This window comes from Microvirga arabica (assembly GCF_016811235.1).
Lineage (GTDB): Bacteria > Pseudomonadota > Alphaproteobacteria > Rhizobiales > Beijerinckiaceae > Microvirga > Microvirga arabica.
On the sequence record NZ_JAFBID010000019.1, the window covers coordinates 1 to 21,691 of the forward strand.

20 protein-coding genes are annotated in these 21,691 nt (G+C 64.3%); 9 read left to right on the plus strand and 11 right to left on the minus strand.

Going from position 1 to position 21,691, the window contains the following annotated elements:
• The 3 genes from JQC81_RS11985 to JQC81_RS11995 form a co-directional block, all read left to right on the plus strand.
• The coding region (locus JQC81_RS11985) for a glucokinase (protein ID WP_203272043.1) at window positions 1-334 on the plus strand (334 nt) is incomplete at its 5' end.
• Between the two features lie 66 nt (window positions 335-400).
• Entirely contained in the window at window positions 401-1,516 is a 1,116-nt protein-coding gene (locus tag JQC81_RS11990; protein WP_246520378.1) for a succinylglutamate desuccinylase/aspartoacylase family protein, read from the plus strand.
• Window positions 1,517-1,791: 275 nt separating this feature from the next.
• Entirely contained in the window at window positions 1,792-3,375 is a 1,584-nt protein-coding gene (locus JQC81_RS11995; RefSeq protein ID WP_203272045.1) for a peptide chain release factor 3, read from the plus strand.
• Between the two features lie 119 nt (window positions 3,376-3,494).
• Here the strand turns inward: JQC81_RS11995 and JQC81_RS12000 are convergent, their stop codons facing one another.
• The 6 genes from JQC81_RS12000 to JQC81_RS12025 form a co-directional block, all read right to left on the minus strand.
• On the minus strand, window positions 3,495-4,961 hold the full coding sequence (locus JQC81_RS12000) for a sensor histidine kinase (RefSeq protein ID WP_203272046.1): 1,467 nt from the start codon (window positions 4,959-4,961) through the stop codon (window positions 3,495-3,497).
• Window positions 4,962-5,034: 73 nt separating this feature from the next.
• Window positions 5,035-5,985: a sugar kinase gene (locus JQC81_RS12005; protein WP_203272047.1), complete on the minus strand. Its 951-nt coding sequence runs from the start codon at window positions 5,983-5,985 to the stop codon at window positions 5,035-5,037.
• A gap of 98 nt (window positions 5,986-6,083) precedes the next feature.
• Window positions 6,084-6,992 (minus strand): N-acetylglucosamine kinase, encoded by a 909-nt coding sequence (locus JQC81_RS12010; RefSeq protein WP_203272048.1) that lies wholly within the window; start codon window positions 6,990-6,992, stop codon window positions 6,084-6,086.
• Between the two features lie 48 nt (window positions 6,993-7,040).
• Window positions 7,041-7,931, minus strand: a complete 891-nt coding sequence (locus JQC81_RS12015; protein WP_203272049.1) for an N-acetylmuramic acid 6-phosphate etherase — start codon at window positions 7,929-7,931, stop codon at window positions 7,041-7,043.
• A 108-nt stretch (window positions 7,932-8,039) separates the two neighbouring features.
• Window positions 8,040-9,059, minus strand: a complete 1,020-nt coding sequence (locus JQC81_RS12020; RefSeq protein WP_203272050.1) for a serine hydrolase domain-containing protein — start codon at window positions 9,057-9,059, stop codon at window positions 8,040-8,042.
• A 7-nt stretch (window positions 9,060-9,066) separates the two neighbouring features.
• A complete protein-coding gene (locus tag JQC81_RS12025) occupies window positions 9,067-10,164 on the minus strand; it encodes an anhydro-N-acetylmuramic acid kinase (RefSeq protein ID WP_203272051.1) in 1,098 nt (365 codons plus the stop codon).
• A 139-nt stretch (window positions 10,165-10,303) separates the two neighbouring features.
• On the opposite strand from JQC81_RS12025, the gene JQC81_RS12030 reads away from it, so the two are divergent.
• From JQC81_RS12030 to JQC81_RS33095, 4 genes are all read left to right on the plus strand, one after another.
• Complete coding sequence (locus JQC81_RS12030; protein ID WP_203272052.1) at window positions 10,304-11,803, plus strand: ABC transporter substrate-binding protein; 1,500 nt, start codon at window positions 10,304-10,306, stop codon at window positions 11,801-11,803.
• 63 nt (window positions 11,804-11,866) lie between these two features.
• The gene (locus JQC81_RS12035; RefSeq protein WP_203272053.1) at window positions 11,867-12,814 is read left to right on the plus strand and encodes an ABC transporter permease; all 948 of its coding nucleotides are present in this window, start codon (window positions 11,867-11,869) and stop codon (window positions 12,812-12,814) included.
• A gap of 4 nt (window positions 12,815-12,818) precedes the next feature.
• Window positions 12,819-13,643: an ABC transporter permease gene (locus JQC81_RS12040; RefSeq protein WP_203272054.1), complete on the plus strand. Its 825-nt coding sequence runs from the start codon at window positions 12,819-12,821 to the stop codon at window positions 13,641-13,643.
• Complete coding sequence (locus JQC81_RS33095; RefSeq protein ID WP_203272055.1) at window positions 13,640-14,077, plus strand: GNAT family N-acetyltransferase; 438 nt, start codon at window positions 13,640-13,642, stop codon at window positions 14,075-14,077. The genes JQC81_RS12040 and JQC81_RS33095 overlap by 4 nt, the downstream gene beginning before the upstream one ends.
• 4 nt (window positions 14,078-14,081) lie before the next feature.
• Here JQC81_RS33095 and JQC81_RS12050 read toward each other — a convergent pair whose 3' ends face one another.
• From JQC81_RS12050 to JQC81_RS12070, 5 genes are read right to left on the minus strand one after another with little or no spacing between them, the layout of a single operon-like run.
• Window positions 14,082-15,149: a Gfo/Idh/MocA family oxidoreductase gene (locus tag JQC81_RS12050; RefSeq protein WP_203272056.1), complete on the minus strand. Its 1,068-nt coding sequence runs from the start codon at window positions 15,147-15,149 to the stop codon at window positions 14,082-14,084.
• A 12-nt stretch (window positions 15,150-15,161) separates the two neighbouring features.
• Window positions 15,162-16,295 carry an N-acetylglucosamine-6-phosphate deacetylase gene (gene nagA, locus JQC81_RS12055; protein WP_203272057.1) on the minus strand — a complete coding sequence of 378 codons (1,134 nt, stop codon included), beginning with the start codon at window positions 16,293-16,295 and terminating at the stop codon, window positions 15,162-15,164.
• Window positions 16,295-17,350 (minus strand): SIS domain-containing protein, encoded by a 1,056-nt coding sequence (locus JQC81_RS12060; RefSeq protein ID WP_246520379.1) that lies wholly within the window; start codon window positions 17,348-17,350, stop codon window positions 16,295-16,297. The genes nagA and JQC81_RS12060 overlap by 1 nt, the downstream gene beginning before the upstream one ends.
• On the minus strand, window positions 17,340-18,125 hold the full coding sequence (locus JQC81_RS12065) for a GntR family transcriptional regulator (protein WP_203272059.1): 786 nt from the start codon (window positions 18,123-18,125) through the stop codon (window positions 17,340-17,342). The genes JQC81_RS12060 and JQC81_RS12065 overlap by 11 nt, the downstream gene beginning before the upstream one ends.
• On the minus strand, window positions 18,122-19,030 hold the full coding sequence (locus JQC81_RS12070) for a glucosamine kinase nucleotide-binding domain-containing protein (RefSeq protein ID WP_246520380.1): 909 nt from the start codon (window positions 19,028-19,030) through the stop codon (window positions 18,122-18,124). Before JQC81_RS12070 ends, JQC81_RS12065 begins: the two co-directional genes overlap by 4 nt.
• A gap of 328 nt (window positions 19,031-19,358) precedes the next feature.
• Between JQC81_RS12070 and JQC81_RS12075 the strand changes: the two genes are divergently transcribed.
• Together JQC81_RS12075 and JQC81_RS12080 are read left to right on the plus strand one after the other, a co-directional pair.
• Window positions 19,359-20,648, plus strand: coding sequence for an ABC transporter substrate-binding protein (locus tag JQC81_RS12075; RefSeq protein ID WP_203272060.1), 1,290 nt, complete (start codon window positions 19,359-19,361; stop codon window positions 20,646-20,648).
• A 67-nt stretch (window positions 20,649-20,715) separates the two neighbouring features.
• On the plus strand, window positions 20,716-21,678 hold the full coding sequence (locus JQC81_RS12080) for a carbohydrate ABC transporter permease (RefSeq protein WP_210347147.1): 963 nt from the start codon (window positions 20,716-20,718) through the stop codon (window positions 21,676-21,678).
• The last annotated feature ends 13 nt before the right edge of the window (window positions 21,679-21,691 follow it).

A 21,691-nucleotide genomic window follows, 5' to 3' on the forward strand; every position in this document is an offset into this window, starting at 1 on the left:
TCTGGCCGCAGCCCGCGAGGGAGACCCTCTGGCGAAGGATGCCCTGGACCTGTTCGCGCGGTTCCTCGGGCGCTTCGGCGGCGACCTCGCGCTCACCTTCGAATCCTCCGGTGGCGTCTTCATCGCCGGCGGCATTGCGCCCCGGATGATCGACATCCTCCAGGCCGGCAGCTTCCGCGAGGCCTTCGACCGCAAGGCGCCCCATGACGAATGGGCTCGGAAGGTACCCGTGTACGCCATCGTCAATCCCGAGCCGGCCCTGCAAGGCCTGGCCGCTATCGTGACGAATCCCGAGCGCTTCGTCTTCCCCTCGCAGGGGTGGAGGGCTACCTGAAGGGCCTGCCGCAAACGCGCCGGTCGAGCACATGAACCCGACGGCGCTCCAACCCGCTGATGGATGATGAGAACAGAACAGATCGCCCTTGCTCCGCTGGCTCCCGGAGCCGACCTCTCCCTGACCGTCCAGCGCTTCGGCCTGGAGGGCGCCCGTCCGCGCATCTATGTCCAGGCCTCGCTCCATGCGGACGAGATCCCCGGCATGATCGCGGCCCATCACCTGCGCGAGCGCCTCATCGCCCTCGAGAACGATGGCCGGATCAAGGGCGAGATCGTGCTCGTGCCCTCGGCCAATCCCATCGGCCTGGCGCAAAGGGTGCTGGGCGACCATATCGGGCGCTTCAATCTTTCCGACGGCATCAACTTCAACCGCGGCTATCCCGATCTCATGCCGAAGGTCACTGATCGCATCGACGGCAAGCTCACGGACGATGGCGAAGCGAATGTGCAACTCATCCGCGAGGCGCTGCGGGCGGAGTGTGAGGCCTGGGAGCCGTCCAACCCGGCCGAGGCGATGAAGAAGGCCCTGCTCGGCCTTGCTCAGGAGGCTGACATCGTGCTCGACATGCATTGCGATGCCGAGGCCGTGGTGCATCTCTACACCCATACCCGCTCTGAGGAGGCCTTCGCGCCGCTTTCCGCGCTGATCGGCGCTCATGCGTATCTGCTGGCGGATGTGTCGGGCGACGAGCCTTTTGATGAGGCCTGCAGCCGCCCCTGGGCGGAACTGGCGGACCGCTTTCCGGATCATCCGATCCCCTTCGGCTGCCACTCCACGACCCTGGAGTTCCGGGGCGAGCGAGACGTGAGCCACGAGACCGGGCAAGCCGATGCGGCGGCAATTGTCGATTACCTGATCCTGCGCGGTGCCATTGCCGGCGAGGCGCCGCAGGTGCCGGAGCCCCTGTGCCGGGCCACCCCGCTCGCAGCCTCCGAGCCGGTCCAGGCGCCGGCCTATGGCATCCTGGTCTTCAAGGCCGAGATCGGGGCTCGGGTGAAGGTCGGCGATGTCATTGCCGATGTTATCGATCCGCTGACCGGCGCTCTGGCCCAGGCCAAGGCGCCCTGCGACGGCGTGATGTTCGCCCGGATCGCCCAGCGCTTCGCCACCAAGGGCATGCGGCTGGCCAAGGTGGCGGGCACCACGGCCAAGCGCACCGGCAAGCTGCTCAGCGCCTGAAAACAAGAAAGGCCGCCCCAGGGGGCGGCCTTTCCATTGTCGGTTCCACGGCCCTTAAGGAGCCGTTCCTTGACGTGCGTTACGCACCAATCTCGGCAGAGGCCAAGATCCAGGTCACGGCAACCGGGGACCGTAGGGTATGACAATGAGACACTGGATCACCTCCTTTCGTTGTTGACGGGAAACCCCCATATGGGGTGAGAAGAGCCCAGCGAAAGGGCAGGGCGCTGCGGCGTTCTGTCCCCCATGTCGATCCCAGAGAATTTTTGAAAACCATGACCGATCTTCCGGCCCCGGTGGGCCGCCGCCGAACCTTTGCGATCATCTCCCACCCGGACGCGGGCAAGACCACGCTCACCGAGAAGCTGCTGCTGTTCGGGGGCGCGATCCAGCTTGCCGGCGAGGTGAAGGCGAAGAAGAACCGTGTCTCGACCCGGTCCGACTGGATGGGCATCGAGAAGGAGCGCGGCATCTCGGTGGTGACTTCGGTCATGACCTTCGAGTATGGCGATTGCGTCTTCAACCTGCTCGACACGCCGGGCCACGAGGACTTCTCGGAGGACACCTACCGGACGCTCACGGCGGTCGATTCCGCCATCATGGTGATCGACGCGGCCAAGGGCATCGAGGCGCGCACCCGCAAGCTGTTCGAGGTGTGCCGCATGCGCGACATCCCGATCGTCACCTTCATCAACAAGATGGACCGCGAGGCGCGCAGCCCCTTCGACCTGCTCGACGAGATCGAGAAGACGCTGGCGCTCGACACCGCGCCCGTTACCTGGCCGATCAGCCAGGGCCGGAGCTTTGCCGGCACCTTCGACCTGCGCCGCAACGTGGTTCGCCGCATCGACACGGACGAGGAGCCGACACCCGTCTCCGGTCCTGACGATCCGAAGCTGATGAGCCTGCTGCCACCGGAAGAGGCGGATGCGTGGCAGGAGGAGGTGATGCTCGCGCAGGAGGCCTGCAAGCCCTTCGATCTGCAGGCCTTCCGCGAAGGTCATCTCACGCCGGTGTTCTTCGGCTCGGCTTTGCGCAATTTCGGCGTGCGCGACCTTATCGATGCGCTGGCCGCATACGCGCCGCCGCCGCGCGGCCAGGAGGCCGACAAGCGTCTTGTCGAGGCGAGCGAGCCGAAGATGTCGGGCTTCGTGTTCAAGATCCAGGCCAACATGGATCCGAACCACCGCGACCGCATCGCCTTCATGCGCATCTGCTCAGGAAAACTCCAACGCGGCATGAAGGCGAAGCTCGTGCGCACGGGCAAGCCCATGAGCCTGAACTCGCCGCAGTTCTTCTTCGCGCAGGATCGCGCCATTGCGGACGAGGCCTGGGCCGGTGACGTGGTGGGCATCCCGAACCATGGAACGCTGCGCATTGGCGATACGCTGACAGAGGGCGAAGACATCGTCTTCCGCGGCGTGCCGAGCTTCGCACCGGAAATCCTGCGCCGCATCAAGCTGCAGGATGCCATGAAGGCGAAGAAGCTGCGCGAGGCCCTGCAGCAGATGGCCGAAGAAGGCGTGGTGCAGCTCTTCGTGCCGCAGGACGGTTCCGGGGCCATCGTGGGCGTGGTCGGCGCGCTGCAGCTCGACGTGCTGAAAGAGCGCTTGGCTGCGGAATACGGCCTGCCGATCGATTACGAGCCGACGCGCTTCTCCATCTGCCGCTGGATCACGGCGGACGATCCGCGGGAGCTCGACAAGTTCATCGAGAGCCACCTGTCGTCCATGGCGCGCGATCTCGACGACGCGCCCGTGTTCATGGCGCCGAACCAGTTCAACCTTCAATACGAGGTGGATCGCTACAAGGCGATCCAGTTCTCGGACGTGAAGGACTATCAGAAGAAGGCGGCGTAAAGCGCAAGCATCCCGTCATCCCCGGACTTGTTCCGGGGATCCACTCACGCGCGCCACGCTATGGATACCCTTCCCCTGCGATGGCTGCGCCATCTCCGGCCGGGAATGACACCTCTAAATTATGCTTCCAACTGGCTCAGCGGCAGGTCGATGCGCACCTGCAGGCCTTCCGCGCGCCAGTCATAGGCGATGGCGCCGCCGAGCTGGTCCGTCACGCTCCGGCGCGCGAGCTTCGAGCCGAACCCTTCCGCGCTCGGCACACCGTGGATGGCGGGCCCGTTTTCCTCCTGCCATGTGAGCGTGAGCATCGCGCCGCGCACCCAGGTGATCCTCAGGCGGCCCTCGGGCACCGAGAGGGCGCCGTATTTCGACGCATTGGTGGCCAACTCGTGCAGCACCAGCGTCAGGATCGTCGCGGCCTTTGGGCCGACCCGCACCGGCGGCCCTTCGAGGGTCATCGGTGAGGGCGCATCCTGGTTGATGTGCGGCGCCAGGATCGCCTGGGCGATCTCTTCAACCGAGGTTTCTCCGTCGGTCGGCTCGCTGCCCGTGATGGCTGGTCGGATCAGCTCATGGGCGCGGGCCAGGGCCTCGATGCGCCCGCGCAGGGCGGCCGCCATCTGCTTCGGCGTCTCCGCCATCCGGGCCGTCAGGGCGATCATGCCGCTCGTCATGGCAAAGAGATTTTTGACCCGATGGTTGAGCTCCTGCACCAGCAGCTGCCGGATCTCCTCACTCTTCCGACGCTCGGTGATGTCGATGATCGTTCCGAGAACGCGGGCGGGTTTCAATTCGCCGTCGACAATCTCGTAGAGCATGCGGCCGCGGCTGAGAATCCAGCGGATTTCTCCGTCAGGACGGATGATCCGGTGTTCGACCTGGAGCTGCCCTCCCGAGCGAGGATCGCTTAAAGATCCGACGCTGCTCACCACGTGCTCGCGGTCCTCCGGGTGAATGGCCGAGTGCCAGAACTCATAGGTTGCGGGCTTGGTCTTGGGCAGGCCGAAGATCTCCTTCTGCCGGTCCGACCAGAAGGTCTCGCCGGTCTGCGCGTTCCATTCCCACAGACCCATCTCCGTCGCCTCGACGGCAAGCGCCAAGCGCTCATTATGAAGCGCAGCTTCGCGGGCTTTGAGCTCGGCATCGCCGCGCGCCCTGACCCGCTCGGTCACATGGGCTGCCAGAGCCAGGATGCCGCTGATCTGATCGCCGCCATCGCGAACCGGTAGAAGCTTGATGTCCCAATAGGTGGTCGTGCCGGGCGTGAGCACGAGGGGATGGTCCTTCAGCTCCTGCGGCTCGCCGGTTTGAAACACCTTCTCCCGCAAAGCCCAAAGCTCAGGGGTGTATTTTTCACCCATGACCTCGGACACGGTCCGGCCAACAATGTCCTCATCGGGAACAGACAGGGCTGACCGGAACAGGCGGTTTGCAAAAGCAAATTGCTGGTCGGCCCCAAGGGTCACGGCGATGGCCAGCGGAACGTTCTCCAGAAGCTCGGACAGAGCCTCCCGGCTGAACCCTTCCACTCCTCCCTGGAGGCGAATTTCATCCAGTCCATAGGCCCAGGGCTGAGAGGGACTCACGCAGACATCCTTTACAAAGGCACATCAAGGAGAGGCGCCAGTACCATGACGATATTGTCGACGTAATTATATTCTAAGCCGTCAGCTTGCTTTTTCCAGCCGTATCCGAATCGTCCAGCAAGGTCCTGGATGCCGCTTTCTCAGGATATTGCGCCTGCACCTGCGCGATGTCGGCGATCGTCGGCAGGCTCGCCTCGTTGCCGAGATGCTGGATGGCATGGGACGAGGCCCCGCGGGCGAAGATGAAGTGCTCGCGCCAGGGCAGTTCGGGTCGGGCCATGGCGGAATAGACATAGGCGCCATGGAAGATGTCGCCGGCGCCGTTGGTGTCCACCACCTTGTCGCCCGGAACGTCGAGGGCGGGCAGAATCCCTTCCTGGCCGGTCTCGTCGTACCAGACGAGGCCACGCTCGCCCAAGGTCACGCCGCCGATCTTGCAGCCGCGGCTCTTGAGATATCCCAGCATGCCGGCCGGGGTCAGATCCATCTGCTCGCACAGGCGCTCGGCCACGATGGCCACATCGATGAATTCCAGAAGCTCATGGGTGTTGGAGCGCAGGCCCCCGCCATCCAGCGAGGTGAGGATGCCCGCCTCGCGGCACGCCCTGGCGTAGTGCATGGCGGCATCGGCCTGGTGTCCATCGAGGTGGAGGGCCTTGCAGCCCTGCAGGTTCAGCGGCGGGACGGGGTGTAGGTAATGGTCGTCGCGGCAGCGCACGATGGCGCGCTTGCCGCCGCGCGGCATGATGAAGGACAGGGACGACTCGTGGACCTTCCGGTGATGGACCGAGATGCCGTATTTCGCCGCCATGTCGATGAACATGCGGCCGAGCCAGTCATCGGCAATCGAGGTCAGCAGGTCGGGCGGCAGTCCCAGCTTGGCGCAGGCAAAGGCCGCCGTGACCGCATTGCCGCCGAACGAGATCGCATAATCCCGCGCCACGGTCTTCTCGTCCCCGGTCGGCAACTCGTCCGCCAGGAAGGTCACGTCGATATAGGTCTGTCCGACAAAGAGAGCATGCATCGTTCGTCATCGTCCCGCTGGATTCGCCGCCCGAGTCTTGGACGAGCGGGAATGAATAGGCAAGCCGTGCGGGATCCGCCTTTGGGCTTGGCGGTTTCTCAGGCCCTGTTGAGGGTTGCGGCCAGGCGGGCCGCCGTCAGGGCCGCGTCCAGATCGGTCGCGATGAACTCGACGGGAGCGACGAGCCCTTTGCGGAAGGCGCTCGAGACGACCGGGTGGAGGCGCGCACTGCCGCCCACCAGGGCCACCGGCCGGGGCCCGAGGCGCTTGATGAGGGCATTGGCGAGACGAGCCAGCTCCTCGCCGGCCTCTCTGAGGATGCGAAGAGCCGTGCCGTCGTCGGCATAGGCCGCCTCACCCACGGCGCGAGCGAGCGACCCGATCTTGCCCCGGTCGCCGCCATAGACGAAGGAGCGGACCACGTTCCAATCGGTCCCCCCAAGCGCCCGAGCCAGGCAGGTGCCCAGCGTCGAGGCCCAGCCCGCGCCGGGGCTTTCCTCCTCGGTGCGCAGGATGGCCTTGAGCGCCTCGCGGGCGATCCAGAAGCCGGAGCCGCCGTCGTCGATGAGGTTGCCGCGCCCGCCGACCCGGATCACCTGCTTGTCCTCGGACAGGTAGTAGCCGATGGAGCCGGTGCCGCTATAGACCAGGATGCCTTCGCCCAGCTCAAAATAAGCCAGATAGGCAATCCACATGTCCTCCGCGACGAAGACCTTGTCGGGCGACAGCTCGAAGGTCTCCGCGAACATGGCCCGCATGGTGGCCTCGGCCGGAGTCTCGCGGGTGAGCCCCGTGATGCCCGCGATGATGCCCAGCGGCTTTCCCACTTTCAGCACCGCCTGCGCCATATCGAGGACGATCTGCCGGGCGCGCTCTTCCGCGGCGGCGGAAAAGAGGTGGCCGGTCAGGGGAGCAACGGAGCCCTGCGCGACGCACTGGCCTTGCGTATCCGCCAGCCGCCAGCGCGTGGCGGTTCCGCCCGCATCGATGCCCAGCCCCAGCCCCATGCGCCCGCTGCCTTCTTGTGAGTGCCAGCTTTCAAGTCGACCTTTTTGTTAGGACGTCTTGGGGAGATCCGCCAGGGCTTTGCGCAGATTGCCGTCGTGGCGCTCAAGCGCGCCCTGCGCCTCCGCCGGGCTGGCGCCCATGGCGATGAGCACGGCAGTCTTCAGGTCGCCGCCAGCCTCCAAGATGGCATCCGTTGCCGTGGCTTCGTCGCAATCGGTGATCTGCATGACCATGATCTCGCTGCGGCGGCGCAGCTTGGCGTTCGTCGCGCGCATGTTGACCATGAGGCCGCGGTAGACCCGGTCCATCCGCACCATGATCAGGGTCGAGAGCAGATTGAGAATGACTTTCTGCGCCGTGCCGGCCTTCATGCGGGTCGAGCCGGCCACCACCTCCTCGCCTGTGTCGGCCAGGATCGGATGGGAGCAGACTTCCAGCAGCGGCGTGTCGGGATTGTTGGAAATGCCGATGGTCTGGGCTCCGCGCGCCGCCGCCTCCTTGAGGGCCGCGATGGTGAACGGTGTTCGGCCGCTGGCAGCCACGCCGATCACCACATCGTCGGGTCCGATGGTGTTGTCGCGAATGCCCGCGATGCCGTCCTCAACCGAATCCTCGGCATTCTCAACCGCCTGCATGATGGCGCCTTCACCGCCGGCGATCAGGTAGACGATGCGGTCGTCGGGCCAGTTGAAGGTCGGCGGCAACTCGGTTCCGTCCTGAACGCCGATGCGGCCCGAGGTTCCGGCGCCCGCATACACCAAACGACCGCCACGGCGTAGACGGGGCACCGCCTCTTCCGCGGCGGAAGCAATCGCCGGGAGAGCAGGCCTGACGGCGGCGACGGCGGAGAGCTGTCCCTCTAGAAAGGCCGAGAGCACATCGAAGCTCGGCCATGTGTCGAGGTCTTGGTAGCGGGTACTGAAATGTTCTGTCGCCATTATGCCAACTTTCTTCCAGACCAGTATAGGACCAGTTGTGGCCGGCAACAATTGCCTGCGAGGTTCTGAAAGAGACCGGTCATCAACTTTCTGTTGGCATCCTTAAAGTCATCCGATCTGATCGAACAACGCGATCACCTGCTCACCCGTTGCACGGCGAAGGGCAAGGATCCCGCTGTCCTTGTGTCGGCTTGGATGGACCCGGTTGGTGAGGAGCGACCAGGCAAGCCCGCGCTCGAAGTCGATCCACAATCCGGTGCCGGTGAAGCCCGTGTGGCCGATGGTGTCCGGCGAGCAGGCATCGCCGCCGTGCCAGCCAGGATAGAAGGCCTCCCAGCCCACGGTCCGCTTCTCGGATTCCCGTGTGCGGATCGCTTTGATGGAGTCGGGCGACAGCCCCGAGCCGTCAAGGAGCGAACGGGCGAAGTCGAGCACGCCGTCGATGGTGCCGAACAGGCCCGCATGGCCTGAGGCGCCGCCGAGCGCGAAGGCGTTCTCGTCATGCACCTCGCCGCGGATGACGCGCCCGCGCCAAGTGTCCTTCTCGGTTGCGGCGCAGTGTTTCGGATCGGGCCGGAACGAGAAGCGTTCAGGAAGCGGCTGTTCGATCAGCGCCTGCCCGGTAATGCGCTCGATGGCGATGCCGAGCAGGATGTAATTGATATCAGAATAGACAGGCGGTCCTGGCTGCCAGACGCGCTGCAGGACGAAGGCGCGCAGCGTGTTCGGATCCTGCCCATAGGTGTAGAGCGGCTCCACGGCCGGCAGATGCGTCTGGTGCGCCAAGCACTGGCGGAAGGTGAGGCGCCGCTCCGCCGCGTTCATATCGTACTGGCGAAGATCCGGAATGACGTTGACCAACGGATCGTCGAGGGCGACCCGGCCTTCCTCGACCAATTGCAGAACGCGCGTGGTCGTGAAGATCACTTTGGTGAGTGAGGCGAGATCGAACCATGTTGCACGGGAAACATTTTCGCGAACTGGCTCGATCTGCGCATAGCCTGCCCATCGCACAGCGCGCGCGCCATTTGCGGTCACGAGCCCAAGAACCGCGCCGGGAATGTTGCCGTTCTCAATCGAGTTGGCGGCGGGTGCGAAGACTTTGTCGATCAGATCAGTCAGAGGCATCAATGTCTCACGCCGCCCGGTGCAGTTCGCCGCCAGGCATTGGGTGCGGCACGCCGGTCGTGGTCGGCAGGCTTAAGGGCAGACCGAGGGTCGACCGCACGGCAAGATAGCCGAAGGCCTGCGCTTCAAGGAAATCGCCGTCCCAGCCTACGGATTCAACCGGATCGACGGCGACGCCGAGTTCCTCATGCAGGCGCTTCATGAAATGGGCGTTGCGCCGTCCACCGCCGGTGACCAGCCAGCGCTGCGGCGCGCGCGGTACATGGCGCAAAGCCGCGACAACGGATTGAATCGTGAATTCCGCCAGGGTCGCCGCGCCGTCTTCATCCGAGAGCGCTTCCACGCCTTTGGCGCGAGCGTGAAAATCCTGGCGGTCGAGAGATTTCGGCGCTGGGCGATCAAAGAACGGGTTCTGCATGAACGCGGCAACGAGTGCCTCGTCCACCGTGCCGGAGGCAGCGAGCTGCCCGTTCTCGTCGAAGCTTAAGCCGCGGCGGCGCAGCACGAAATCATCGAGCAGGGCGCTGGCCGGTCCGGTATCGAAGGCGATCACCACATCACCGTCGATATAGGTGACGTTTCCGACGCCGCCGAGATTGAGGATCATGATCGGCTGCTGGAGGTTGCTGGCGAGCGCGCGGTGGTAGAGGGGAACGAACGGAGCACCTTCCCCGCCTGACGCGACATCCGCATGGCGGAAGCGATAAACCGTATCGATGCCGAGCGCCTCGGCGACCTTGTCGCCAAGACCAAGCTGACGCGTGAAGCGGATCTCCGGCCGGTGATAGACTGTCTGGCCATGGAAGCCGATGAGCTTGACCTCTGCGGCCGCAATCCCGGTCTCCGCCATGAAGCGCCGGATGGCCGCGATATGCGCCTCGGTCACGGCCTGCTCGAGATCCTCCAGTGGCTCGCTCTGGGCCCGTGCCGGCTCGGCAATTAAAGCCTGAAGGGTTTTCCTCAAATCATTCGGATAGGAGAAGGTCCGGCCCGGCCCCGGCTTCACGACCGTATCGCCATCCGTCTCGACCATGGAGACGTCAATCCCATCCATCGATGTGCCGCTGATTACCCCGATGGCTTTGACGATGGAACGATCCGACATCTGTTTCTCCGGCCTTACTGTCTGTCGCGACCATAGCACAGCCGAGAAGACGGTCCAGAGTGGTATGATATTGGACCATGACAGGTTCGCGGCGATGGCCTATAAAATGGTCTGCGGCTTCCAAGGGAGGAATAGACGTATGGTCAGGTCAGCACTGCGCGGCGCAATCGGCGCAGGTTTCATGGTGGCGGCAATGGCTTCCGCCTCGGCTCAGATTCTGGAAATCGGTGCGGACAATGGGCCGACCGGCCTCGACCCGCATCTCATCACCGCGTTCCCGAGCTTCATGGTGGTGAACGGCAATATCTATGAGGGCCTCACGGCCATCGACAAGGACCTGAAGACCGTTCCAGGCCTCGCCGAGTCATGGACGGTCGCGCCGGACGGCAAGACCTATACCTTCAAGCTGCGCTCGGGCGTGAAATTCCACGACGGCTCCGACATGAACGCGGAGGACGTGGTAGCCTCCATCAAGCGCGTGCAGAGCAAGGACATCGCCTCTCCTCTGGCGAGCCGCTTGGCGGCGGTGGAGAGCGCCAATGCGGTCGATCCCCAGACCGTGGAGCTGAAGCTCAAGGAGCCGTCCGCGGCGCTGCTCTCGTCGCTTGCCACCATCGCCATTGTGCCGAGTGCCATGGAAGCCAACAAGGATGCCCTGCAGAAGGCACCGGTCGGCACAGGGCCGTTCAAATTCCAGGAGTGGCAGCCCAACGGCTTCATCCTTCTGACCAAGAACGATGCCTATTGGGAGAAGGGCCTGCCGAAGCTCGCCGGGCTCAAGTTCAACATCGTGCCTGAATCGGCCACCCGTCAGGTGGGCTTAAGCAACGGTCAGTATGCGCTGCTGCCCAACATCGATGCGGCGACGGCCCTGCAGCTCAAGGGCAAGCCGAACGTGAAGCTCGCCGAAACTATGGATCTCGCCTACACGCTCATCGGCATGAATGTGTCGAAGCCGCCCTTCGACAATGCCAAGGTGCGTGAGGCGGTGAACTACGCCATCAATCGCCAGGAGATCGTGGATGCGGCCCTCTTCGGCGCCGGCGTTCCGGGCGGTCCGCTGTCACCGGCCCTGAGATCCTGGGCGCTCGATGTGAACCAGTTCGCCTGCTACAAGCCCGATCTGGCCAAGGCCCAGGCGCTCCTGAAGGAGGCGGGCGTCACGACGCCTGTCGCCGTCACCCTGAAGGTTCTGCCGCGTCAGGACGTGAAGGACATCGCCCAGGTGGTGCAGGAGCAGCTGAACAAGGCGGGCTTCAAGGTTGAACTGGTCAACCAGGAGCAGGGCCAGTTCATCCAGGATTGGCGCAACAGCAACTTCGACATGTTCGCCTCGATCAATGCCGGCCAGCCGGATCCGGACGAGTATTTCTACCGCACCTTCCGCACGGGCGGATCGACCAATGTGTTCAAGTATTCGGACGCGGAGATCGACAGCCTGCTCGACCAGGCACGCAGCCAGCAGGATCAGGCAGCGCGCAAGACGGCGTACGACAAGGTGCAGCAGAAGCTCGCCTGCTCCGGCCCTGCGGCGCATCTCACCTACGGTACCCTGTTCTCGGCCATGAACAGCAAGCTGCAAGGCTATGACGTGATGCCGAACCGCTCGCTCATGCTGCTGCGCAACGCCTCCTATTAAGAGCCGACGATTGTCCCGGCGCCACAGATGCGGCGCCGGGGCGTATTTTGAGAGCCTCTCTGTATGAACCGAGTTCTGCTCGCCCGCCTTATCGATCTCGTCATCGTCCTGTTCGGCGTGTCGATCATCGTGTTTCTGATGATCCGCCTGATCCCGGGCGACGCGGTGGCGATCATGCTGGGGGCGAACACCGAGATCACGCCCGAGCGCATGGCGGAGCTCAACCGCCGCGTCGGTCTCGACCGCCCCATCGTCGAGCAGTACCTGCTCTGGGCGGGCGCTGCGCTGCGTGGCGACTTCGGCACATCGTTATGGACGGGCCGGCCCGTTGCCGGTGAGATTCTCCTGCACTTGTGGCCGACGCTGGAGCTCACCTTCCTGGCGCTCCTCATCGGCGCCGTGCTGGCGGTGCCCGTCGGCTGCCTGATGGCCCAGACCCGCGGCGGTGCAGCCGACGTGGCGATGCGGGTGACGGCCATCGCCGGCCTGACGATCCCCTCCTTCTGGCTCGGGATCGTGCTGATCCTGCTTCTCGCCGCCTGGGCGCCGGGCTTCGCGTCGCTCGGCTATGTGCCCTTCTCCGAAGATCCCATCGGCAACCTCCAGCGAATGACGCTGCCGGCCATCGCCCTGGCACTGCCGATCCTCGCCAATCTTTCGCGTCTCGTGCGCTCGGCCATGCTCGATGCGCTGGGGCAGGACTATGTCCGCACCGCACGCGCCAAGGGCTTGGCCGAGCGCAAGGTCGTCTACAAGCATGCCCTGCGCAACGCGCTGATCCCGTTTCTCACCAGCGTCGGCATCATGACCGGCTATCTGCTCGGCGGCGCCATCGTGGTCGAGCAGGTCTTCGCCATTCCGGGGCTCGGCCGACTCATTCTCGGAGCCATTGCCGAGCGCAACTACCCGCTGATCCAGGCCACCATCCTGGTGGTCACGGCAGGCTTTGTGCTCGTGAACTTTCTTGTCGACCTTCTCTACATCGTGGTCGACCCCCGCGTGAGGGCCTGAAGCCGTGCAGCGCCTAGCCCGAAACAAGCTTCTCGCCTTCGCAGTCGTCCTGGTGGCGATCCAGATCATCCTCGCCCTCGGCGCACCTTTATTCGCGCCCTACGATCCTATGGCGCAGAGCGTGGTGCGGCGTCTGCGCGCGCCGACCGAACTGAACTGGTTTGGCACCGACCAGCTGGGTCGCGATGTGCTGACCCGCATTCTCTACGGCTACCGCACCTCGCTTATCGCCTGCCTGCTCGCCGTTGGGATCGCACTTCTTATTGGAGGCACCCTCGGGCTCGTGGCCGCCTACTACCGTGGATGGCTCGACCGCATCATCATGCGCATCATGGACGTGCTCTTCGCCTTCCCGGTCATGCTGCTCGCCATCGGCATCATCGCGGTGCTCGGGCCGCATACCTATAGCGCCGCCGCCGCCATCGCGGTGGTCTATACGCCGATCTTCGCCCGGCTTTTGCGCGGCCCGGCTTTGGTGCTATGCGAGAGCGAATACGTGGCCGGCGCGCGCGCCATCGGCGCGTCCGACGCCCGCATCATCTTCCTGCACATCCTGCCGAACCTCGCCTCCGTGATTTTGGTCCAGACAAGCCTGCTGCTCTCCGCAGCTATCCTGGTGGAAGCTTCGCTCTCGTTCCTCGGCCTCGGGACACAGCCGCCGACGCCGTCCCTCGGCTTGATGCTGTCGGAAGGGCGCAACTTCCTCATGCTCTCCCCCTGGAGCGCGATCTTCGCAGGCTTCGCCATCCTGTTCCTGTCCTTCGGCTTCAATCTCCTAGGCGATGCCCTGCGTGACACCCTTGATCCGCGACTGAGAGGACAACCGTGATCGTACGGTCTGCCGGAGCCGACGACGTTCAGGCTCTCGCGGCCGTGGCCGAGCGGTCCTACCGTGCTGCCTTTGCAGAAATCCTGGAAGCGGAGGTGCTCCAGGGCCGGAATGAAACGTTCTTTGCTGAGAGGTTTTCCTCCTCCTGGCAACACATGCTGGTGGCCGTCTCGGACGGTAGGTCTGTCGGCTTTCTGCTCATGACGGACGGACATATCGACATGCTGTTCATGGATCCCGTTGCCAGCGGCAGGGGAGGTGGCGCGCTTCTCCTGAAGGAGGCGGAACGGCGAGGAGGGCGAAGCCTCGAATGCTTCCGAGATAACCATGCGGCCCGTCGCTTCTATAAGCGCCACGGTTGGCATGTGGAGCGGGAATACGACCGGGAGTTCGCCGGAAAAAGCCGCAGCTTTGTCTTCTACGTGAAGGGCTGACGCCTCAGAGCGTCACCACTCGGCCCGTCCGCACCGCCTCGTCGGCCGCGAGCACGATGCGGAGCGACCGGACAGCATCGTTCATATGATCCGTCAGGTCGAGATCCTCCTGGATCGCCCGCAGAAGATAACGCTGCTCGCGTTCGCAAAGAGCATCGTGATCCGGCTCGTCCGTGGTGCTGATCCGCTCGTCAGTCTTCGCGAAGCTTCCATCGTCCTTGAGCGCTGCATGGTGAAGCAGGATCTGGTTGGTCTTCGTGTGGGCATTAATGTCGTCGGAGCGGATGTCGCCCACCGTCTCGGCCATGACGATGCTGACGCTGCCCTTCGGCCCGATCACGTCCTTCACGAAATAGGCCGTCTCGCTCATCATCGGGCCCCAGCCGGCCTCGTACCAGCCGACCGAGCCGTCATCGAAGGTCACGTGGAGGTGGCCGTAATTGTACATGCCGGCCGGCATGTCCTCCGTCAGGCGCGTGCCGACGCCGTGAACATGCATGGGCTTTGCCCTGGTGATCTGGCACATGACGTCCACATAATGCACGCCGCAATCGACGATGGGTGACAGAGATTGCAGCAGCCGCTTGTGGGCCTCCCAGGCGGCGCCGCTCGATTGCTGATTGAGGTTCATGCGGAAGACGTGCGGGGTGCCGAGCGTCCGGGCAATCTCGATGAACTTGATCCAGGACGGGTGATGGCGAAGGATGTAGCCGATGACGAGCTTGCGCCCGGTGCGCATGGCCGTATCGACGACCCGTTGCGCATCCTCAACGGTATCAGCGAGGGGCTTTTCCACGAAAACATGGGCGCCTGCCTCCATGGCCCGGATGGCGTAGGGCGCATGGGTGACCGACCAGGTGTTGATCGACACCACGTCCGGCTTTGTCGCCGTCAGCGCTTCCTCGAAATCGCTGAACCGTGGAGCCCCGCGCAGAGCCTCGGGAAGTTCCATAGAATCGATGTTGCGCGTGCAGAGCCCGGCGATCTCGTAGCCGTCGATGCGCGCATAGGCGAGGGCATGGGACAGACCCATATTGCCGAGACCGACGACCAGAACCCGCTGCGCGCTCATCGAAGATTTCCCTTATTCGCTTTGCCCCTCGATCCAAGTCTGCCGCACCTGCAGGTTTTCGTCGAGAAGAACGAGGTCGGCCCGATAGCCTGGCGCAATGCGGCCGAGTTCGTGATCGAGCCGCAAGAAGCTCGCCGGCACGAGGGATGCCATCCGGAGCACGTCCGGCAGGGCAAGCCCTAAGCGCTCGACGCTGTTGCGCACGGCGCTCGCCATGTCGAGGTCGGAGCCTGCGAGCGTTCCGTCCTCCGTGGTGAGCCGGCCGTCCTTGCGGTAGATCGTGCGGCCATGGAGCTCGAAGCTCGTCAAATCCGTGCCGGTCACCGACATGGCGTCGGTCACGAGCATCATCCGCTCCGTGCCCTTGGCGGCAATTGCAACGCGCAAGGCGGCGTCGCTCACATGATGGCCGTCGACAATGAGGCCGCACCAGGTGTCATGGCTGTCGAGCGCCGCGCCCACGGGGCCTGGATCGCGGCCGGCCAGCGGCGGCATGGCGTTGAAGAGATGCGTGAAACCGCGCAGGCCGTGGCGGGTGGCTTCCATGACGGTGGCGTAGTCGCTCGCAGTATGCCCGGCGCAGATCAGCACGCCGGCCGAGGCGAGCCGCGCGATGGACTGCATGCTGTTGCGCTCGGGCGCCAGCGTCACCAGGGTGCGGCCCTCCTTCAGCGAGGACAGGATCGCAATGTCCTCTTCCTCCATCGGGCGCATGAAGGCAGGATTATGCACGCCCTTGCGCTCGGGGCTGATGAAGGGGCCCTCGACATGGATGCCGAGAACGCCGGGAATGCGAGCTGCCAGAGCTTGCCGCATGGCCTCGACCGCTTCCGCCATCGTTTCACGCGTGTCGGTAATGAAGGTCGGCAGGAGGCCGGTGGTACCGTAGGCCCGGTGAGCCTGCGCAATTTTCTCGATGCCCTCGACAGAGCGCACATCATTGTAGAGAACGCCGCCGCCGCCATTGACCTGAACGTCGATGAAGCCGGGAGCAAGCAAGCCGCTCACTGCGCGGCGTTCGATTCCGGCACTGAGATCGCGCTCATGCGGCACGCCGACGATGCGGCCGTTCTCGATCGCGACCGCGCGGCCGTCGAGCATGTGCGACCCGTCGAAAATGCGGGCGCCGGTCAGAGCAAGGGCCATCAGACGGTCTCCGTCACCTTGCGCAGCCGCGGCGGGCTGTCAGGGTCGCGCCCACGCGCCAGCGCAACGGCGTTTACGAGGGGATAGAAGCTCTGGATGAGGGCGATCGGCGCGAGATAGGGATGCACGCCCTCGACGGGCGGCAGCATGACGGCAGAAGGGCCTTCCGCCGCACCCGCAACCACGACAGGAACGCCTTGTTCGTTCAGCTTCGTCACGAGATCGTTCACGCCGCTCAGGGTCTCGTCCTGCTGGCTGAGCACCAAGATCGGGAAGTGGTCGCCGGCCAAGGTCCAGGGGCCGTGCATCAGCTCGGCGGCGCTCATGGCTTCCGCATGCACGCCCGATGTCTCCTTGAGCTTGAGGGCCGCTTCCTGAGCGACCGCAAAGCCTACCCCGCGTCCGACGACGAAGAGGTTGTCGGCATCCGACAGGAGAGGTAGCGCGGACGACCAGTCGACGGCCGAGGCCTTGGCGAGAACGTCCGGCAGCGTGTCGAGCGCGTTGAGCAGATCCTGATCCTGCGACCAATGGGCGACGAGCTGCAGGCCAGCTGCCAGTGCGGCGATGAAGGATTTGGTGGCAGCCACGCTCTTCTCGGGTCCCGCGTGAAGCGGCAGCACCACCTCGCAGGTGGAGGCGAGCGGCGAGGAGGTGTCGTTCACCAGGGCGACCGTCAGCGCGCCGTCATCGCGCCCGGCCTGGGCGAGATTGAGGATGTCGGGGCTGCGGCCCGATTGCGACACAGCGAGGAACAGCGCATCGCGCATGCGCGGACGCGCCTCGTAGACGGATGTCACCGAGGGGCCGACGGAGGCGGTCACAAGACCGGAATGAATCTCGAGCAGGTATTTGACGAAGGTCGCCGCATTGTCCGAGCTGCCGCGCGCGCAGGTCACGGCAAAAGGCGGAGGTGAGGCGCGCAGGCGCTCGCCGAGATCACGGCAGAGGGGCGCATTGGCATCGAGCAGGGATGCGACCACCTGCGGGGCCTCCTGCGCTTCGCGCAGCATGGCCGTGACGGTGGAAACAGCGCTGTTCGTGTCAGGTGTCATCATTGTGCATCCGGTCGGGCTGGCTGATGGTCAGCTCAGCCACGAAATCATAGGCATCGCCCCGGTAGTAGGATGAGGTGAACTCGACCATTTCACCGGTGGCCGTGAAGGAGCGGCGCTCGATATAGAGCGCGGGGCTCTGGGGCGGAACGCCGAGGAGCGAGGCCTGTTCCTCGTTCAGGAGCACCGCATGGAGGCGCTGCAGGGCGCGGGCCGGCATGAAACCTTTTTCATGCAGCACAGCATAAAGGGATTGCTGCACAAGAGACGGATCCGGCAGAACGCGTGACGGGAGGACGGCGTTCTCGATCGCCATGGGAATGCCGTTCGCCAGGCGCAGGCGATTGACGCGGCTTACCCGATCGCCGGGCGAGAGACCGAGCGCCATCAGCTCGTCCGTCGAGGCTGGCCCGGTCGATTGACTGAGCATCACGGCCGAGGATTTGAGGCCGCGGGCCAGCATGTCGTCCGTGAAGCTCGACAGGCGGGACAGGGGCTGCTCCAGCCGCATCTGCTGCGCGATGAAGGTGCCCGAGCCCCAGCGCTGGACGAGCACGCCCTTCTGCACAAGTCCCGTGATGGCCTTGCGCACGGTCACGCGCGAAATGCCGAGCTGCTTGGCGAGATCCCGCTCTCCCGGCAGCGCGGCATCGGCCTTGAGCGCCCCCTTTCGCACCGCCTCCTCGATGGATTGCTGCAGCTGAAGGTACAGGGGCGTCGGATTGGCCTCGTTGAGGGGGAGAAGCGACAGGGCCTCGCCGGATTGATCGCTCATGTGGGCCTCCCCGTCACGGCCATGCGCGCGAGCAGGATGGCGCCGTCGACCGCATCGGCCATGGGAGCCACAATGGTCCGCTGGACCGGGGGCGGGAGCCAGCGGCGCATAGGCTCGGCCAAGCCGCCGAAGAGGCAGATGGCCGGGGCGCCAAGATCGAGGAGGCGCGTGGCAATCAGGCCCAAGCCGGCGGCCGCGTCCGCAACGAGGTCGATGGCGAGGGGGTCCCGCCGTTCGGCATAGTCGAGGACGAGCGGGGCATAGCGTCCGAAATCGCTCGGCCGGGCCTTACCGACCCAGTCGACCAGGATCTCGAGATCGTTCTTGAACTCGGCCAGCACTACATCCGAGAGCGGGGTCGAAGGCGCGCGACCGTCATGAGCCCAGATGCAGCGGCGCAGGAGTTCCCGCCCAATGGCGGCCCCGCTGCCCTCGTCCGATACCTCATATCCCCAGCCCCCGACATAATGGCATTGGCCACTCACGCCGCCGTAGCCGCAGGAGCCGGTGCCGACGATGAGAATCGCCCCATCGCCTCCGTTGAAGGCGCCGAGCCAGGCGGTGTGGGCATCCGTGTCGATCTCGAAGGATGCGAAGGGATGCGAGCGGGCCAGCAGGCGCTCGACCGCGCTGGTCTGGCCCGCACCTGCGGCACCCATGCCGGCATGAATCCGGCCGAGGTCGTTCTCCTGAAGCCCTGCCTGGGACAGAGCTTCGCGGCATGCTGTCAGAATTGAGTTCCAGACTAGATCCGGGTCGAGACGGATATTGGATGGGCCCCCCGTTCCTTCCCCGAGCAGATCGCCCTGCGCATTGCGCAGACGCGCCCGGCACTTGGTGCCGCCGCCATCGATGCCGAGGAACAGGAGGTCGGTCATGCGTGGATGGATCTCAAGATCGGACATTCGGACGGCACCATGCCACTTAATGTCCAGTTCGGGAAGGGGCGGTAGCCGCATTGCCTGGAGCCTTGTGCACCTGCCCTGCGGATGCGGATCGTTGAGAGCGCGGACGGAAGCCGGCAATTTCCGGAGGATCCAGCCGAAGGGGAGTTGTCTTTGAATTTTGTCGATACCAATATGAGGTCACTTGTCCAACGCATCGACCAGTGAAACAGTCATGGCTGCCTGCTGGGACGCACAAGAATGCACATAATGGGCACGGGGCAACAAAAGGGAACATGCTCGTAAGGCGCGCCTCGGAGCCGCCTTCGGGTTACGGAGGACGAAGACAATGAAGAATCTCCATTCGAAGGCTTTCCGGCGCCGTGCGGGACAGCTGCTGGCGACGGCATCCGTCGTCGCTGCCGCTCTGGCTTTCGCCAATGCTGCCTCGGCCCAGACCCTCACCATCGAGAGCTGGCGCAACGACGATGCGGATGTGTGGAACACCAAGATCATTCCGGCCTTCAACAAGAAGCACCCGAACATCAAGGTGCAGTTCAAGGCCGATCCGCCGACCGAGTACAACGCGGCCCTCAACGCGCGCCTTGCCGGCGGGACGGCCGGAGACCTCATCACCTGCCGGCCTTTCGATGCGTCCCTCGACCTGTTCAAGAAGGGCAACCTCGTTTCCGTCAACGATGTGAAGGGTCTCGAGAACTTCTCCGACGTAGCGAAGAGCGCCTGGTCCACGGACGACGGCAAGACCACCTTCTGCATGCCGATGGCTTCGGTGATCCACGGCTTCGTCTACAACAAGGAGATCTTCGACGAGCTGAAGCTCACACCGCCCAAGACGATGGCCGAGTTCCACGCGGTGCTCGACAAGATCAAGGCCGACGGCAAGTACACGCCCATCGCCATGGGTACGGCCGATCAATGGGAAGCCGCTACCATGGGCTTCCAGAACATCGGCGTGAACTACTGGAAGGGCGAGGAGGGCCGCAAGGCGCTCATCGAGGGCAAGCAGAAGTTCACCGACAAGCCCTATGTGGATGCGTTCAAGGAGCTGGCGAGCTGGGCGCCCTATATGGGCGACGGCTACAAGGCGCAGAAATATCCGGATACGCAGAACCTGTTCACCCTGGGCCGTGCGGCCATTTATCCGGCGGGCTCCTGGGACGTGCCGATCTTCCGCAAGCAGGCCGATTTCGAGTTCGACGCCTTCGCGCCGCCCGTGGTGAATGCCGGCGACAAGTGCTACATCAGCGATCACACGGACATCGCCATCGGCATCAACGCCAAGTCTCAGAACATGGAAGCCGCCAAGACCTTCCTGTCCTGGGTGGCATCGCCTGAATTCGCCGAAATCTACGCCAACGAACTGCCGGGCTTCTTCCCGCTCTCCAAGGCGAAGGTGGACGTGAAGGATCCGGTGGCGGCTAAGTTCGTCGGCTGGCGCGGCACCTGCGAGAGCTCGATCCGCAATTCCTACCAGATCCTGTCCCGCGGCACGCCGAATCTCGAGAACGAGCTCTGGAACGTGAGCGCTCAGGTGATGAACGGCAGCATGAAGCCCGAAGAGGCGGCCAAGAAGGCCCAGGACGGGCTTGCCAGCTGGTATGAGCCGCACAAGAAGTAAGTGAAGCACTGAAGCGGGCCACTCATCCGGGTGGCCCGCTCTTATCCTACTCAGTTTTTAGGGCAGCATGACGGATCTCACGGCCTCACACGTGCAGTCGACGGACGTGGTCCCGGCCCGTTCGCGGTTCCCGATCCATATCGTGGTGTTTCTCGCCCCTGCGCTGGCGATCTACACGCTGTTCTCGATCTATCCGTTGGTCGATACCATCCGACTGAGCCTCTATGCTGGCGATGAGACCGGCGCGCGCAGCTTCGTCGGCCTCCAGAACTTCTATACGCTTCTGACGGATCCCAACTGGTCGGGCCAGTTCTGGAACGCATTCACCAACAACCTGATTTTCTTCGCCATCCACATGGTGGTGCAGAACGGGATTGGGCTAGGACTGGCCATGCTGCTCAGCCTGCCACGGCTGACGGGCGGCAGCGTCTACCGCACGTTGATCTTCCTGCCGACCATGCTGTCCGTGGTCATCATCGGCTTCATCTGGCAGCTCATGCTCAACCCGCTCTGGGGCATTGCGCCGAGCCTGTTGAAGGCCGTCGGGCTCGGCAGCCTCTTCGGTCCCTGGCTGGGGCAGGAATCGACCGCCCTGTTGACGGTCTCGCTCATTTCGGTGTGGCAGTTCGTCGGCATACCGATGATGCTGATCTATGCGGCGCTCCTGAACATTCCCGACGACCTCCTCGATGCCGCGACCGTCGACGGGGCAGGGCCGTTCAGCGTGTTCTGGTTCGTGCGTCTGCCGCTCATCCTGCCGACGCTCGGCGTCGTGTCGATCCTCACTTTCGTTGCCAACTTCAACGCCTTCGATCTGATCTATGCGATCAAGGGCGCACTGGCCGGCCCGAATTTCTCCACCGACATTCTCGGCACCTTCTTCTACCGTACCTTCTTCGGCTTCCAGCTCCAGGTCGGCAGCCCGACCATGGGGGCGGCGGTGGCGACCGCCATGCTGGTCATCATCCTGATCGGCGTGCTGATCTACCTCTTCGGCGTGCAGCGGCGGCTGCAGCGGCATACGTTCTGAGAGGGCAGGGACC